This window comes from Mycobacterium scrofulaceum (assembly GCF_001667885.1).
In the GTDB taxonomy this organism is placed as follows: domain Bacteria; phylum Actinomycetota; class Actinomycetes; order Mycobacteriales; family Mycobacteriaceae; genus Mycobacterium; species Mycobacterium scrofulaceum_C.
Window position 1 is genome coordinate 28,618 of sequence record NZ_LZJW01000104.1, and the last position, 15,685, is coordinate 44,302.

16 protein-coding genes and 1 pseudogene are annotated in these 15,685 nt (G+C 63.6%); 4 read left to right on the plus strand and 13 right to left on the minus strand.

From position 1 onward, the window contains the following. Window positions 1-28: 28 nt before the first annotated feature. The 12 genes from A5681_RS16655 to A5681_RS16705 form a co-directional block, all read right to left on the minus strand. Window positions 29-667, minus strand: coding sequence for a twin-arginine translocation pathway signal (locus A5681_RS16655; protein WP_231996337.1), 639 nt, complete (start codon window positions 665-667; stop codon window positions 29-31). After that, window positions 664-1,482: a hypothetical protein gene (locus tag A5681_RS16660; protein ID WP_067277078.1), complete on the minus strand. Its 819-nt coding sequence runs from the start codon at window positions 1,480-1,482 to the stop codon at window positions 664-666. The genes A5681_RS16655 and A5681_RS16660 overlap by 4 nt, the downstream gene beginning before the upstream one ends. Window positions 1,483-1,967: 485 nt before the next feature. After that, the gene (locus A5681_RS27780) at window positions 1,968-2,321 is read right to left on the minus strand and encodes a hypothetical protein (RefSeq protein WP_082968395.1); all 354 of its coding nucleotides are present in this window, start codon (window positions 2,319-2,321) and stop codon (window positions 1,968-1,970) included. 100 nt (window positions 2,322-2,421) lie between these two features. Then, on the minus strand, window positions 2,422-2,943 hold the full coding sequence (locus tag A5681_RS16665) for a hypothetical protein (protein ID WP_419866332.1): 522 nt from the start codon (window positions 2,941-2,943) through the stop codon (window positions 2,422-2,424). Further along, window positions 2,940-4,523 carry an MCE family protein gene (locus tag A5681_RS16670; RefSeq protein ID WP_067277083.1) on the minus strand — a complete coding sequence of 528 codons (1,584 nt, stop codon included), beginning with the start codon at window positions 4,521-4,523 and terminating at the stop codon, window positions 2,940-2,942. The genes A5681_RS16665 and A5681_RS16670 overlap by 4 nt, the downstream gene beginning before the upstream one ends. Continuing rightward, window positions 4,523-5,770: an MCE family protein gene (locus A5681_RS16675; protein WP_067277087.1), complete on the minus strand. Its 1,248-nt coding sequence runs from the start codon at window positions 5,768-5,770 to the stop codon at window positions 4,523-4,525. Before A5681_RS16675 ends, A5681_RS16670 begins: the two co-directional genes overlap by 1 nt. Then, complete coding sequence (locus tag A5681_RS16680; protein WP_419866333.1) at window positions 5,767-7,257, minus strand: MCE family protein; 1,491 nt, start codon at window positions 7,255-7,257, stop codon at window positions 5,767-5,769. The genes A5681_RS16675 and A5681_RS16680 overlap by 4 nt, the downstream gene beginning before the upstream one ends. Further along, the gene (locus tag A5681_RS16685; protein WP_067277130.1) at window positions 7,254-8,333 is read right to left on the minus strand and encodes an MCE family protein; all 1,080 of its coding nucleotides are present in this window, start codon (window positions 8,331-8,333) and stop codon (window positions 7,254-7,256) included. The genes A5681_RS16680 and A5681_RS16685 overlap by 4 nt, the downstream gene beginning before the upstream one ends. Next, window positions 8,333-9,358 (minus strand): MCE family protein, encoded by a 1,026-nt coding sequence (locus tag A5681_RS16690; protein WP_067277093.1) that lies wholly within the window; start codon window positions 9,356-9,358, stop codon window positions 8,333-8,335. The genes A5681_RS16685 and A5681_RS16690 overlap by 1 nt, the downstream gene beginning before the upstream one ends. Then, on the minus strand, window positions 9,355-10,542 hold the full coding sequence (locus A5681_RS16695; protein ID WP_067277097.1) for an MCE family protein: 1,188 nt from the start codon (window positions 10,540-10,542) through the stop codon (window positions 9,355-9,357). The genes A5681_RS16690 and A5681_RS16695 overlap by 4 nt, the downstream gene beginning before the upstream one ends. 13 nt (window positions 10,543-10,555) lie before the next feature. Next, complete coding sequence (locus A5681_RS16700) at window positions 10,556-11,401, minus strand: MlaE family ABC transporter permease (protein ID WP_067277100.1); 846 nt, start codon at window positions 11,399-11,401, stop codon at window positions 10,556-10,558. Between the two features lie 7 nt (window positions 11,402-11,408). Further along, window positions 11,409-12,221 carry an MlaE family ABC transporter permease gene (locus A5681_RS16705; RefSeq protein WP_067277131.1) on the minus strand — a complete coding sequence of 271 codons (813 nt, stop codon included), beginning with the start codon at window positions 12,219-12,221 and terminating at the stop codon, window positions 11,409-11,411. Window positions 12,222-12,494: 273 nt separating this feature from the next. Between A5681_RS16705 and A5681_RS16710 the strand changes: the two genes are divergently transcribed. Both A5681_RS16710 and A5681_RS16715 read left to right on the plus strand, forming a co-directional pair. Then, window positions 12,495-13,301 carry an SDR family NAD(P)-dependent oxidoreductase gene (locus A5681_RS16710; RefSeq protein ID WP_067277132.1) on the plus strand — a complete coding sequence of 269 codons (807 nt, stop codon included), beginning with the start codon at window positions 12,495-12,497 and terminating at the stop codon, window positions 13,299-13,301. Window positions 13,302-13,466: 165 nt separating this feature from the next. Beyond that, complete coding sequence (locus tag A5681_RS16715) at window positions 13,467-13,829, plus strand: hypothetical protein (protein WP_082968399.1); 363 nt, start codon at window positions 13,467-13,469, stop codon at window positions 13,827-13,829. Between the two features lie 141 nt (window positions 13,830-13,970). Here A5681_RS16715 and A5681_RS16720 read toward each other — a convergent pair whose 3' ends face one another. Continuing rightward, window positions 13,971-14,408, minus strand: coding sequence for an SRPBCC family protein (locus A5681_RS16720; protein ID WP_067277103.1), 438 nt, complete (start codon window positions 14,406-14,408; stop codon window positions 13,971-13,973). A gap of 218 nt (window positions 14,409-14,626) precedes the next feature. Between A5681_RS16720 and A5681_RS16725 the strand changes: the two genes are divergently transcribed. After that, on the plus strand, window positions 14,627-15,502 hold the full coding sequence (locus A5681_RS16725; RefSeq protein ID WP_067277136.1) for an enoyl-CoA hydratase: 876 nt from the start codon (window positions 14,627-14,629) through the stop codon (window positions 15,500-15,502). Further along, window positions 15,474-15,685: pseudogene (locus A5681_RS26615) on the plus strand (2-keto-4-pentenoate hydratase); the annotation flags it as partial. The gene A5681_RS16725 and the pseudogene A5681_RS26615, both read left to right, overlap by 29 nt.

Consider the following 15,685-nt stretch of genomic DNA (forward strand, 5'->3'; position numbering starts at 1 on the left):
TCAACCCCGTCCCGCAGCCATGGCAGTTCTAGATGGGATCGAATGCCGAGATAAGCCAGGTCCCATGGCTTTTGGTCATACTGACCATGACGCTGCTGGCCGTCTGAACCGGCTCAGGTTGATCCTTGCTCGTTGTGGTCTGATCGAGGAAGACCAGCACCCTGGCGGTGTCTGGGTGCAGTTCGCTGATGACCGCGCGCTTGACCGCGGCCTGGGTGTTGACGGCTTTCTGCTTGGCTGCTGGCGCCACGATTTTGTCGGCGAATTTGCTGTAGTACGTCAAGAAGTCACCGGTCAGGTGTGACTTCGCTCCAGCCAGGTCGCTTTCCACTTTGTCGGGTGTGTAGGACAGGAGCGCGACGGTCCCCTCGGTTGCGGCACTGATCACCGAGTTTGCCGTGGCGTCGTTGGTCTGCTGGTCGTGCCGATATTGGCCGAAGTACAGTGTGGCGCTTCCTGTGGCGGCCGCTACCAACAACAGCCCGATGACGAGTAGCGGCCAATGCGATAGTGCGCGTCGTATCCGGCTGCGCGGCGTCTGTGTGGCGTCGTCTGCGGTCGTCCTTTGATCGTCACCGGTGGTGTCGTCGCGCTGGAGGTCGCTGGCCGCTGCGAGGGCAAGTTCAACGTTGGTGAGGTTGTCGTTATCGAGCTGCCCGATGGTCATGGGATGAACTCCATGCTCGACATCTTGATTTTCCCACCGTCGCGGGCCAGTTTGACGCTCAACCTCCAGGAGCGTGGCTGCTCGGTGGCGCCGGCGGTATTGGTGAGCGTGGAGCTGGCGGCAACGGCCACTGCTGCGGTGTCCTCGGTCATGGATTCCAGGCACGCGGCTTGCACGGTCGTCTTGGTCGAGACCTTTGCGGTCTGCGCGGCTTTGACGAACTCCGCGGCTGCGCCTCGGAAGTCATCTCTGAACTGGCCGGTCGAGCTGTCGATGATGCGCTGCACGTCGTCTTTGGCGCTGTCGGCGCTAATGGACATCAGGGTGACGACGACTTGTCTTGCGGCGGTTGTGAATTCCGCCGCGCGCTGTTGCTTGTCCAGCAGCTGATTGTGGTGTCGGACCATGACAGCGCTTCCCGCGAGAAGCGCCGCGGTGCAGAGTATCCCGACGGCGGCCACCATCGTGGTTCGTTTCGGGCGGTGGAAGTGCATCTTCCTCTCCCGTCCGGTTTTGCTATTTCGATTGGGCAGTTCAGTGGCATCGGTGATGTCCGGATCGGTGACGTCATCCGCCGGAGTTGCCGACGTATCGTCGGCGGGGGTCTCAGCGATTTCCGCCAACCCCGTGTCGATTGCCTCGGTCTGTTGGCGTTGCCGGATGGCCTGGACGCGGGCCCGGGCAGCGACGGCGAGTGCTTCGGCTTCGGCGGCTTCTGCCTCCGCTGCTTCGATGAGGTGTGCATCGACGGGCCGCTCTGAGGTGACATCAAGAGGACTCGCGTCCCGTTTCAGGGGTGAATTAGCGGCGGGCATTGCCGTGCTCTCTCCGTTTCCGCCGGGTGCGAGCGAAGCTGGCCTGGCGATTGGTTGATACAAGCGGCTAGTAGCGCACAAGGTAGCGTCGTGCGGCGCGGTCTTGGACTGTAGTTCCCGCTCAGTGAGCATCAGCTCGGCGCCTTCCGAGCACCGGGTTACCAGTGGCGCACCGAACACAACGCGCCTCTGGCACCGTTGTTGGTGGCCACTACTGTCCCATCCACGGCGAGTTCAAAGTGAAAGTCCGGCGTGGCCGGCGACATCCCGCTGGTGGCGACGACCATGGCCCATTCATCGGGAGCTGCCAACCAGACGTCCCGGGTCCACCATGTAGGTGACGCGGTGCGGCACGGGCCCGCCCGTCCGCACGGGTAACCGGCGTCGCGGCTGCGGCCTTGGCAACGAGGATTGTCGCCGCCAACGCGGCTAGGGGCTGCGGGGGGCGCCTGAGCATATTGTTCGTCACCGTCGCCAGGGGTGACTTAGCTGTCGCCACGAACCCACCGGGGTGCACCTTCGACAGACAGGCATGTCAGGAACAGGCCATCGGGGGCTTGTGCTACCGAGTTTTCGAACCCCTCGCAGTTTGAGTTCTCATCTTTGATTCCCCACATCGAGGGGGAACGGAAGTATCGGGGTTCATAACGCCGCGGAGATCCGCAGAAGACGAACCGGCCCCACGAGGTGGTGCCGAACACGAAGTGGGTGGTGTCCGGGCACGGCGCGCCCAGCACGACACCTCCGGTGATACCCGGGACGCAGGTGGGGTTGTCACACGTGGACGGTTCAGCCCACGCGTGGACGGCCGTGCAAGCCACGAGGGCCATCACCGCCATGGCTGTCGGCAGGATCGCTCGCACCGCATTAGCTTTGAGACGTGGGGGTGCGACAAGACCCGAATGTTGCCGCGGTATGGATGGTTTCATTCTCGACCCCTCACCGCGTCTTGACCAGCTTGAACGGCATGCTGATGAACCATGTCTTACTGCGTCCGCAGGCGCCGCTGATGCCGGTCGTCTCGTCGGCGCCTGTGAGAACGGGCGAGGCTGGATCGACGGTATCTCCGTCGGGGTTGGTGGGGGCGAACCTGAAGACCTGGAATCCCTGAGCCGCGGTTCCATCCGGGCAGGGCTGCCAGTTGTCGACGATGTGCTTGACGAACCACACACCGCCGGTTTGATAGATCGGGGCGCGCCAACCCCAGTCGCTGACTACCGTGCCGGTGCATTCGGTGGGATAGCTGCAGGTCGTGTTGATCGTCCAGATGCTTCGGATGCTGGCCTCGTTGTGAAAGATTTCGTTGGTCTTGGCCCACTCCCCGTTGGATGTCGCGGTGTAGGTGCCGTTCAGGCCCCAGTCGCCGGCCGCGCTGCCGGGGGGCGCAGTGCCCAGGGTCGTGATCACGAAGGCGCCTAGGAGGGTTGCAGTCTCGAGACCTAGGCGTGTGCGGCTGCTCATGTCGGAAAGAGGTCTTTCCAGGACCGCATACCGGCGTGGGGGACCAGGTCCGACTGCCGATACACGGTGCCGTCGGGGGTGGCGTACCGGCCGGTTCGCGGGTCATAGGTTGCGACGGCAACCGATGGGCCGGGCCGCTGGGGTGTGTAGGCACTCGGCGCCGCAGCCGGGGCCGGCCCCTCGGGACCGTCAGGTGGCGGCGCTGGAGCGGCCGGCGGCGAATCCGGCGGGGGCACAGGCGCGAGGCCGGCCGCTGGCGGCAGCGGTCCCGGCGGCGGGGTGCCCCCCAATGGTCCGAAGATTCGGTCTCCGAAGGTGACGCGGTCATCGGGCGGGACGCCCTGCGCGACGAGGTTGGGATCGAGGGGGTAGGGACCCAGGACGTGTTGGCGGATTGCCAACGGCTCGAAAGGTTTGTCGCTGTTGCAGATTTCGACCGTGGGCGCGCGCTTGCCGGGGTGGCCCATGCACGGGTAGTTCCGGGCACCGCGTACCCCAATGGGTGAATCCTGCGGCAGTTTGCAGTACAGCCCGTCGGGAGTGTCGATCACCGTGGTGTCCTCTGGTGACCGCCAGGACGACGGCGGCAAGAACCCTACCGTGCATGCGGGCGGGTCGCCGATGGTAAGGGTGAAGTCGCCCAGGGAGTATCCGGTGGGATTGTTCTTGGGGGCGCCGTAGGACTGAGTGGCGGCGATGGTGGGCGGCAGCAACACCAGCAGCTGCTCGAGGGAGGGGTGATAGGTGACACCGACCTGGCCCAGCGTGGTGAGGTTCGCCAGGAGCATTGGCAGCGTCGGCTTGACCTGGTTGAACAGGCGTGATGCCTCATCGGCGGCACCGGGTGCCGCGCGCAGCAATGTCCGTGTCTGGTGGTCGTCGGCGACGAGTTGTTGGCTGATGCCGGCGAGGCTGCGTGCCCACGTGCGGATGGCGTCGCCAGATTGCGCCTGGCCGTCGAGCAGGGGCCGGCTGTCGTCGATGAGGGTGCGTGACCGCTCGGCGTTGGCGTTGGCGTCGCCGATGAGTTGTGACGAGGAGTCCAGCAGCGACCCGACGTCGTACCCGGATCCGTTGAAGGCCTTGAACGTTTCGTCGAGCAGGCCGCTGATCTTGGTCTTGGGGACGCTGTTGATCAGCGTGCTGACTTGATCCAGCATCGGTCCGACGGCCTGTGGGATCGAGGTGTGTGCCGCGGGGATGATGGAGCCGTCATGTAGGTAAGGTCCTGCCGCCGTCGCTGGCTGCAGGTCCACATATTGCTCTCCGACCGCCGACACGCTGAGCACCTCCGCGCGCAGATCCGCCGGGATTTGCGGGCTGGTGTTCAACGACAGTGTGGCCTCGGCGCCGGCGCGGGTGGGCCGCACGTCGGTGACTTTTCCAACCTCCACTCCTCGATAGGTCACGTTGGAAAACCGGTACAGCCCGCCGGTGCCCGACAATTCCAGCGTGACCCGCATGCGGCCGACGCCCAGCAGGGTGGGCACTTGCAGGTATTCGACGATCATCACGGTCATCCCGATGACCGACGCGATGGTGAAGATTGTCAGCTGAATTCGGACGAAGCGCGTCAACATCAGCGGTCCCCCACATCCTGTGGCACGAAATCGGTCGGCGCTGGGATCGGTGGCTGGCTGAGCTGCTGGGTGGTCACCGGGGCGCCGGCTGGCGTTGGCGGACCGGCCATCGGCGGCGTGGCCACCGCGTTGGGCGGGGCCGTGAGGGGGGCGTTGAGCGGATCCTTGGTAAAGGTGGCATACCAGGGGTCTCCCGGGGCGGGCACCAGCGTGGCTCCCTCCTGTCCCCATCGTGTGCCCAGCAGCAATCCCCTCTTCAGCCGCGGGATCGTGAAGTCAAAGGTGATGAACTCGTTCAAATAGTCGCCCCGGATCGCGCGGTCAATAAAGTTCTGTGGGTAGGGGTAGGCCGGCACGAAGGCCAAGACGGTGTCCAGGCTGGGGCCGACGTCGGCGAGTGCGCGTACGGTCGGCTCCAGATTTTTCAGGTTGGCGACCAGATCGTCGTGCGTGGCGTTGATCAATCCGGTGGCCGTGTTGCTGAACACCCGGAATTTCTCCAGCGCGGTTGTGATCCTTGGCCGTTCCTTGATCAGAACGTCCAGTGCGGGCGGAATCCGTTGCAGTGCTTCGGTTATGACACCGCTTTTTCCGGCCAGGGTGCCGGCCAGGGCGTTCAATGCCGTGATGGATGCGTTGATGTTGTCACGCTGGGAATCCAAAACACCGACGAAGTCGTTCAAATGCGTCAGCAGATCGCGGATCTTGTCCTCGCGCCCGCCCAGTGCCGCGTTGAACTCGTTGATAAGGCCTCCGACCTTGCCCAGTCCCCCGCCGTTGACGACAACTGACAGCGAGGACAAGGTCTGCTCGGTGGACGGATAGGTCGAGGAGCGTTGCAGACCGATGGTCGCCCCGGGTGCGAGCCTGCCGGCTGCGGGCACGCCCGGTGGGGGGTTCAGTTCCAGGTGCATCGAGCCCAACAGACTTGTCTGGCCGATCCTGGCGATAGCGTTGGCCGGCACCACGGCGTCTGGACGCACCGAGATATCCACGTCGGCATGCCAATCGCGCAGCGTCATCTTGCCCACGCTGCCAACGACGACGTCGTTGATCATCACCGGCGAATTAGATTCCAGCGTACCGACGTTAGCGATTTGGACGTGGTAGGTCACCGCGTCCTGGTCGCGACCGACAGTGCCAGGCAGAGGCAGTGAATTGAGGCCATCGAACGCGCATCCGGTTGCCGTCAACACCACGCATGACACGATCGCTGCGAGACGACGCGTTGATCGCGATCCGGTCATGGTGTGCCTCCGGCGGGTTGCGGTGCGGCCGGCAGCGGTGGCTGCGGAGCAGCCGGCAGCAGCATGTCCTGCAGGCTGGCCGGGCCGGGGGCCGCTGGAGCTGGCCGGGGCACTCCCGGTGGGATTGGCGCGCGGGGCAACAGCGCCGGCGAAGGGTCCGCGGGTAATCCGTTGGGGGCGTAGATCCCCGGGGGACCCGGCGGCAATTCCCATCCCGGAGGGGGTGGTATGTCGCCCGCGCCGGTGTAGGCCGACACTGCGGGTGGATCGGTCGGGATGGGTGGGACTCCGCCCGGCCCGCCGGGCATCAGGTTCGGATCCGAGTAGACGAGGTTGTCCGGGCTCGGCGATTTGGCCAGATAGGCGTTGAACGGAATCGGCAGGTAGTTGAAGTTGATCAAACGCAGTGCGGGGCCCAGGTATTGGGCGCACAGCTTCGCCGTTTCGGAGGCGGTGGCATTCTTGACCGCGCCGATCGCCGAGCACACCAGTGCCACCGGATTGGCGAAGTTCGACATGGCAAAGGCTCCCCGTGCCGTTCCGGAGTCCGGGCTATAGATGTTGTAGCCGTTGGCGATTGCGTTAGGCGCCACGTGCAGAAGGTTTTCCACCGCCATGCGGTTGTCGGCGAGGTTTTTCGTCACATTGGCCAGCCGTTGAATCTGTTCTGCGGTCTGGTCTCTACTTCCGGCGATGAATCGGTGCACCTCGCCGACCGCCGAGGATAGGTTGGTCAGCGCGGCGTCCAGGTCTGATCGGCTACCGTCCACGACGCTGCTCACCGTTGCGAGGCGGTCCTGGAATTCGACGATCTGGACGTTGCTGTCGCGCAGGGCGGTAACGAAGATCTGGAGATTCTTGATGATGTCGACGATGTTGCCACTACCGCCGGCGAGGATGCGCCCAACCTGAGACAGCTCGGTGATCGTCCGCCGCAGCTTGTCGCCGTTGCCGGCCATGGCATTGGCCGCGCTGTCGATAAAGTGCCCGAGCGAGCTGGTGGAAAGGCCGCTTGCGGGACCTAATTCGGTGGCCAGCCGCATCAGTTGCGTTTTGACCTGATCCCACTCGACGGGCACCGCGGTTCGCTCCACGCCGATCACCGCCCCATCGGCCATCGTCGGACCGCCGGTTCCCGCGGCTTCGTAAGCCGGAGTCAGCTGCACATACCGGGCCGCCACCAGGTTCTGTGCCACGATCACGGCCTTGGCGTCGGCCGGGATCGGCACATCACGGTCGACGGCCAGTGTCATCTTGGCCTGGGTCCCTTGGGGTTCGATGGACTTGATGGTGCCAACCTTGACCCCCACCACGCGCACCTCGTCGCCGGGGTAGATGGCGGTCGCGGAGCGAAAATATGCGGTGATCACCTTGGGCCCGAACACTTCGGCGTGTACCACGAAAGCCGTGGCCGCAGCGACAAGTCCCACCAATGTCACCAGCAGCGCCTTGGTGTACCACGCCTTGTTCGCCCCGGTTGCCATCATCGTCCTCCGGGAATGCCGTTGTGCGGCCAGGGGAATTCTGCGCGCGGTCCGGCATTGTCGGGTGGTTGACCCGCATTGACGCCTCGCCGGAATCCGAACGCGTAGTCCAGGAACGGCTGCAGGGCCTGCGCCGGGATCAGATTGCCGACGAATGCGTTGTAATAGAAGCCGTTGTTGACCGATTCGCCCTGGGTTACTTGGTACTTGGCTAGTCCGACGATCGCCTTGGCGATGTTGTCGCGGTTCTTCTCCAGCATCGCGGTGACTGAATTGAGTTTGGTCAGCGTGGGCGCCAGTTCTTTCTCGTTGTCTGCCACCATGCCCGAGAGTTGCTGGGCCAGCGCCGAGGTGTTGGCCAGCAGGTTGACGATCGCGTAGCGACGCTGATTCAGAACTCCCAGCAGGTCGTTGGCATTGAGCAACATGGTGTTGACCTGCTGGCTGCGTTCCGACAGGATGCCGGTGACGTCGGCGGCGCTTTTGAGCAGATGGGCCAGCGATTCATTCCTGCCGTTCAACGATTGCGACAGTCTGCTCAGGCCGTCGAACGTGGGCCCCAGCTGTGGTGTGATCCGCTCGATCGTCTCGGCCAAGGTGTCCAGGGATGCGTTGAGCGCGCCGGTGTCGGTGGCGGCGGTGTTGGCGGTGAAGTCGCTGACGGCGTCGGTCAGGGAGTATGGCGAGGACGTCCGATATACCGGGATGACATCGGAGGCGTGCATGCTGCCGGTGCCTGCGGGCTCTATGGCCAGCATCCGCGCACCCAGCAGGGTGCCCGTCCTGATGTGGGCCGTCGTGCTCGATCCCAGGTGCACCTTGGCGTCGAGGCTAAACGTCACCAACGCTTTGCCATGGCTGAGCGTGACGTCGGAGACCGTTCCCATTTTCACGCCCGACACTCGGACGTCGTTGCCTGCAGTTAGGCCTCCGGCCTCGGTGAACAGCGCCCGGTACCGAATGGAGGTGGCCATCGACAACAGCTGTTGGGGGTGCAGGCCGATGATGATGACCAGCGCGACCAGCACGAACGCGATGAATCCGGCCCGGATAAGTTGTGCGCCACGATATTTCAGCATCAGGGTTCCCCGCATCGTCCGGTGTTTTGGGTGATCCACGGGAAGACGGCCGTGCGGCCCTGAAGGTCGGTGACACGAATGGAGATGCCGCACAGGTACTGGTTGATGAAGCTTCCGTAGGCGCCCAACCGCACGAGTTTGCGGTAGTTTTCGGGGGCTTTCTGCAGCGCGAGGTCCAGCCGCGCCTTGTCATTGTCGAGCAGCGGAGCCAGCCGATTGAGTTGGTCGACGGTACCGGCCAGCGGCGGACGGGCCTGGGTAAGCAGGTCGGCCAATGATGCGGTTCCCTTGTCGAGCGCGCTGATGGCGTCTCCGATCGGATCACGATCAGCCGCCAATTCGGTGATGAGCCGCTCGAGGCGCCCGATCGTCGTCGAGAATTTGCTGCCGTCCTTGGCCACCGTGGCGACCACCTCGTTGAGATTGTCGATCAATTGCTGTACGACTTGCCCGTTGTCGGCCAGGGCATTGGAGAACGATGAGGTCTTGGCGAACAACGACTCCACATCGCCGCTGCTGCCTTGCAGAATCTGGATCAATGAATTGGTCAGCGCGTTCACCGATTGGGGGTTGAGCCCCTGAATCACCGGTTTGAGCCCACCCAACAACAAATCGAGATCCAGCGCCGGCTCGGTGCGGTTTATCGGAATCCGCGATCCGGGCGCCTGAATCCCGGCAGAACCGGGCGCGTCGAGCAGGTCAAGGTAGCGATCCCCGACCAGGTTGAGGTAACGCACCGCGATTCGCGTGCTGGTAGTGAGCCTGACCTCGCGGTTCGCATCGAAACTCACCAGCACGGTGTTATTCGATTGCAGCGCAACATCGTTGACTGTGCCGACCCGGATCCCGGCGGCACGCACCGAATCACCGGCTTTCAGGCTGGAGGCATCGCTCAACACCGCGGAATAGCCATATGTCGAACCTGTGCGGTACTGGCCGAGGATGGCGAACAGGGCCGCCGTCAGCACAACGGTCACCACCGCGAACGCCCCAAACTTGACGGTGTTCCCAACCGAGCCCGTCACCCCGGCATCCCGATCTGTGGAGTGTTGCGCGGAGGCCCGTCGATCGGCCCGAAAAGCCATTGTTTAAGGCGATTGGAGTTCAACAGGATTCCCTGGTTTCCGTACTGCGCCTGGTTGGCGTCAATGTCGGTGACCAGGTAGGGCGGGCGGTGCCCGAAGCCCACGTCTGGTAGTCCCATGCATTGCGGACCGCCCGTCGCCGCGACCTTGGGGAGGTTCTGGGGGTACCGGTAGCGTTCGGTGCCCAGCAGAAATGAATCCAGCAATAGGACACCCGGTACGGGCAGGGGCGGACCGGTGGCCAGCGGCTTGAGGCCGGCCAGGGCGCAGGTGATGGCCTGGTTGTATTTGTTGGTCAGGTTCGTCGTCGGGACGAGCAGATGGAGGACGGCAGTGAACGCCTGCGCGTTGCCGGCCAGGACGTCGTTTCCGGTGTCGGCCAGCGCGATCGCGCTGATGAGCGCGGTGTCGAGATCACGCTGCCGGTCGACCACGGTGTCGCTCAGCCGGGCCGCGTTCTGGATTGTCTTGACCAGGTCGGGGGCCACGTCGGCGTAGGCGTTGAGCACCTGTGGGGCCACCGAGAGTTCGTGGCTCAGGGAGGTCAGGCTCGGGTCGATCTTGGTCAGCAGGGCGTCCAGATCGGCCAGGGTGTGGCCGAGTTTGTCACCGCGGCCGCTGAACGCTTGCGCGAGGGCGCCAAGGGTCTCATTGAGCTTTTCCGGTTCGATCTGCGACAACACCGACACCAATTGCTCGAACACGGTATCGATTTCGACGGTGACATGCTCAGAGTCAAGGATTTGGCCCGCCTTCAGCGACTGGGGGGAGGGATCGGGCGGTGGGATGAGTTGCACGAATTTCGACCCGAAGACGGTCGTGGATTCGATGTCGACGCCGGTGTTGGCGGGAATCAGATTCAGCCAGGAGGGATTGATCGCCAGGTGAATCGCGGCCCGGCCGTCGGGCAGGTTGTCGATCGAGGAGACCTTGCCCACTTGTGCACCATGCAGCTTCACCTTGGCGTCCGGGTTCATCACCAGTCCCGCCCGGGGCGATAGCACCGTGACCGGCACCGATTCGATGGCACCGCCTTCGAACAACACGATGGTGGCAGCGACGATCGCGCCGATCACACCGACGGTGGCCAGACCCAGCAAGGGGCGAACAGTGTTGCTCCACATCAGCTTTCTTCCCCTAGCCCGACAAGTTGAAGTTGCCGTTGGCGCCGTAAATGGCCAGCGAAACCAGCAGGGTGACCGACACGATGATGATCAGGGAAGTGCGCACCGCAGTGCCCACCGCGACCCCGACACCCGAGGGTCCCCCGCCGGCGAAGTAGCCGTAGTAGGTGTGGGTGAACAGGATGGCCAAGGCCATCAGGATCGCCTGCAGAAATGACCACAATAGGTCGGTTGGGTTCAGAAACGTCGAGAAGTAGTGACCATAGAGCCCACCGGATTGCCCCACCACGACCACGGTGGTGAATTGGCTGGCCACAAACGACAAGATGACCGCGATCGAGTACAGCGGCGTGATCGCCAGCATACCGGCGACGATCCGTGTGCTCACTAGGTAGGAAACGGGCCGGATCCCCATACTTTCGAGCGCATCGATTTCCTCATTGATGCGCATGGCGCCCAGTTGGGCGGTCACGCCGGCGCCGAAGGTGGCCGCCAAGCCGATGCCGGCGACAATCGGCGCCGAGATACGGACGTTGATGAACGCGGCCAAAAAGCCGGTCAACGCCTCGATGCCAATGTTGCCCAGCGAGCTGTATCCCTGGATGGCCAGCGTCCCACCCGTCGCCAGGGTGAGAAATCCGACGATGACCACTGTCCCGCCGATCATCGCCAAGGTGCCAGCGCCCATGCTGATTTCGGCGATCAAGCGGATGATTTCTCGCCGGTAGCGGGTGGCCGCAAACGGGGCCCCGGCGATCGCCTTCCCGTAGAACGCGACGTGGTCACCGATGCCGGTCAGCGCGCTGATCGGTCTGTTGATTTCTCGGGCCAGACCCGGATATGCCGCTCGCAGCGTCACCGTCTGCCTACTTCGCCGTCATCTGGATGCCGATAGCCGTCACCACGACGTTGATGACAAACAGCGACATGAACGCGTATACCACCGTCTCGTTGACGGCGTTGCCCACAGCTTTGGCGCCGCCACCGGTGATCGTCAGCCCGCGGTAGCAGGCCACCAGGCCGGCGATGAGACCGAACAACAGCGCTTTGACCGAGGAAATGATCAATTCGGGCACCCCGGTCAGCAGGGTGATGCCCGCCGCGAATGCACCCGGGTTGACGTCCTGGACGAACACCGAGAACGTGTAGCCGCCCAGGATGCCGATGATGCAGACGACGCTGTTGAGCAGCAGTGCCACCAGTCCCGATGCCAGCATGCGCGGGGTGACCAATCGTTGAACGGGATTGATTCCCAACACTTCCAACGCGTCGATCTCTTCACGGATGGTGCGCGAGCCCAGATCGGCGCACATCGCCGTGGCGCCGGCGCCCGCCACGATCAGCACCGTGACCAGGGGGCCGACCTGGGTGACCGCACCGAAGGCTGCACCCGCGCCCGAAAGGTCGGCCGCACCCAGTTCGCGCAGCAGGATATTGAGCGTGAAGCTGACCAGCACGGTAAATGGAATGGCTACCAGCAGCGTGGGCATCAGCGAGACGCGTGCGACAAACCACGACTGATCCAGAAACTCTCGTCCCTGAAACGGCCTGCGGACAGCGAACTTCGCCGCATCGGCCGCCATCGCGGCCAGTCCTCCGATGGCCTGCATGGGCCCAGCCAGCTTGGCGCCAAACGACGAAAGCCCCGGCGACCAACGGTCGGGCGCCTTCGTGATCACCGGCTGTGGCTCCTTCACCTCGTCGGACACCAGACATCGCAGCTCGGGTCACGCCTGCACCACATCGGTCCGAGCTGCGTCGAGCAGAACCCTCCCAGTCGGGTGAGACGTGAACCACACGATGTCCCGCTTACCGGGACGCCTATCCATCGCTGCGGATCCCATGCGAGGGCACCCGAACCGGGTCCATACCGGGCCCTCCCCGCCTAGGAGAGGACCACCCACCGGGACATGCGGCTGACATTGCCGATTGCGCGGAGCACCATCCCCGTTGTGAACAGTCCTCAGAGATATGCGAATCGCCGCGTCTTGATCAGCGGGGGTGGCTCGGGCATTGGACAAGCAACCGTGCTTCGCGTGCTGGAGGAAGGCGGACGAGTTGTGGCCGCCGACATCAGCGAGTCCGGGTTGAAGGACACGGTGGCCAAGGCCGACACGTACGCGGACCGGCTCGCCACTGTGACGTTGGACGTCGGCGACGAGCAGTCCGTCCGCGACGGTGTCGGCCGGGCGCTCGCGGCGCTGGGAGGTCTCGACACGTTGGTCAACGCGGCGGGGATTCTGCGCTCGGCCCATTTCCTGGACACCACCGTGGCCGATTTTGAGCAGGTACTCCGTATCAACCTGGTCGGCACCTTCCTGATGACCCGCGAGGCGATCCCGGCCCTACGCGAGGGCGTCGGTCCAGCCGTGGTCAACTTCAGCTCCACCTCGGCGGCCTTTGCTCACCCGTATATGTCCGCCTACGCCGCATCCAAGGGCGGAATTCAGGCGATGACACATGCGTTGGCTATGGAGTTCAGCAAAGAGGGAATCCGGTTCAACTCGGTGCAGCCGGGGTCAATTTCCTCCGGAATGACTGATGGCACAGGTGAATCGAAGCAGAGCATAGGTCCGGGCCTACCCGCTGACGTCGACTTTTCCTTGTTCGGCAAGGTTCAGCCCGTACTTCCACTGGCTGACGGCGCGATCTTCGCCAGACCAGACGCTGTAGCCGCCGTAGTAGCCATGCTGGGCTGTCCCGACGCCTACTTCATCACCGGGACCGAAGTCCGTGTGGACGGCGGCTCGCATATGTGAGCCGCGACCAGCGGCCCCGCCAAGGGCAGTCCGCCATTGCGGTGGCTAACGGCATGTCGTCTGATCCTTTGGCCCAAACAGAATGGAACGAACTTGAAGGCGCCTATACTGGGCATCTGCCTGGCGGCGGCGGTCTTCGGGCTCGCGCCCGTGGCCCACGCGGAGATGCGAACCGGCAATTACCAGCTTTTGATCACCGGCAGGTACGACTTCCATACCTGGATCTGGGCGATTTCGTCGTGCAGCGGTGACTGTGTCCGCGTGAGCGGGATACCCCAACCGGTAGCCAGGGCATTCGAGTACACCGGCACCGCGCGGTTCGCCGATGGCCGCTATACCTTGAGCGTCGACGTTCCCGACGGTCTGCGTTGTGGTGACATCTATTACGGCCCAGTCATACCCACCCACGACGTTTACGCATGGGATGCGTCCACGCTTGCTGGCTCGTTGGACTCCTCGTTTTCCTCGGGCTGTAACGGGTCGCCCGCGGGAACCTACACGTATCCGTTCACCCTGGCGCGCATGTAGATTGCGCAGCCTACCCCCCGGCGGCAAGTGGCTAACAGCAACGACTTTCGGTCGCCGGTCCGCACGTGTGGGCAGCGGTGATCGGCGGCGTGAAGGCAACACCATGGGTCCGGCCGCCGCGTGGGGCACAAACCCAGCCTGCTACGTCGCTTGTGATTCGGCGCCGCGGGCTAGAGCATTCACCATCGCGGGCATAGTCACGCGCAGCATCAGCCAGATCAGCGGCCCTGTGAGCGGAATGCGGCTCCGAAACGTTGCCTTCCATACGATGTGAGATCCGCTAGGCGTCGTGGATATGTGAACGTCGGCGCGGTGCTCGGTGACGGGGATTCCCGACAGGATGGTATAGGCGTGGCGGTAGGGGCGGTCGGCGATCAGTATTTTCTCGCGCATAGTCAAGCCGCTCATGGCGATTCGACGAATAGCCCCGGTACGGGAGTTGGCCGTTCCGGGGTACTCCCAGACCGCGGCCCGCACACCGTCTAGCCACTCCGGCCATCGTGTGACATCAGTGAGCAGGTCGTAAACGATCTGCGCTGGCGCGGCACATGTCCGCTCAAAGCGCAACGAGAAGCGCATCGCGTTGACGCTACGCGAGAACGGCGCATGTACCGATTCGGTAATCCCGACAGTCGAGATGCGCTGAGGGACGTGGCGGCGCCGCACTGATTGCCGGGATGCACCCTACCTGCTGTGAGCGAGATGACTCCCGGTGTATGGACACCGACCACCTGACTGCGGGTCGACTGCGCTGATGATGGTCAGAACCGGAATGCGTGATGACGGAAGGCATCGACATGGACACGCCTGATGTAGACGAGGTGGTGACCTATGCAGTGACCTCCGGGGTCGCTGTGGTCACCATGAACCGTCCGCGCTACCGCAATGCGCAGAACTCGGCGATGACCTACGCCCTGGATGCAGCGTTTAGGCGCGCAGTGAACGATGACGACATCAAGGTGATCGTGTTAGCGGGTGCCGGCGAGCACTTCAGCGCCGGTCACGATATTGGCACCCCCGAACGTGACCACAACGTGCGCTATGAGAATCGGGCGGTGTTGTGGTGGGACCACGTCGACAAGCCAGGCGGCGACCAACGTTTTGCGCGGGAAACAGAGGTTTATCTTGGGATGTGCCGAAGGTGGCGCGAAATCCCGAAGCCCACTATTGCGATGGTACAAGGCGCGTGTGTGGCCGGTGGTCTGATGCTCGCCTGGGCCTGCGACCTGATCGTGGCCGCCGATGATGCCTTCTTCAGCGATCCCGTTGTGCGCATGGGCATTCCGGGCGTCGAATACTTCGCACACCCTTGGGCGCTTGGACCCAAGTTTGCCAAGGAGATCCTGTACACAGGTGAGAGGTTCAGCGCGCAGCGCGCCTACGAAATCGGTATGGTCAATCGAGTCGTCGCACGGTCGCAGCTACGCGATGAAACCTTCGGCCTTGCAACGCGTATCGCGGCGATGCCCCAATTCGGACTCGCGCTGGCCAAGCGGGCGGTCAACCAATGCGAAGACCACATGGGATTACGCAATGGCATGGACGCTGTCTTCGGTCTTCACCACTTCGCGCATGCCCATAACGCCGAGATCGGGGCCGGCCCACTCGGCGGGATGGACGCCAAGGCAATGACTTCAACTGCAAATGCTGAGGGAACCAGTTCTCGTGCTTAGCAGGGAATTTCGCCACCAGCTAGCTGTCCACTTGGCGCAGGCTGAGCGGAGCCGCTCGCCGATCGCTCCGCTGACCGCTGCTCATCCGGACATTGACGTCGTCGATGCCTATGAGATCCAGCTGATAAACATCCGCCAGCGGGTGGCCGAGGGTGCCCGCGTGCTGGGGCACAAGGTTGGCCT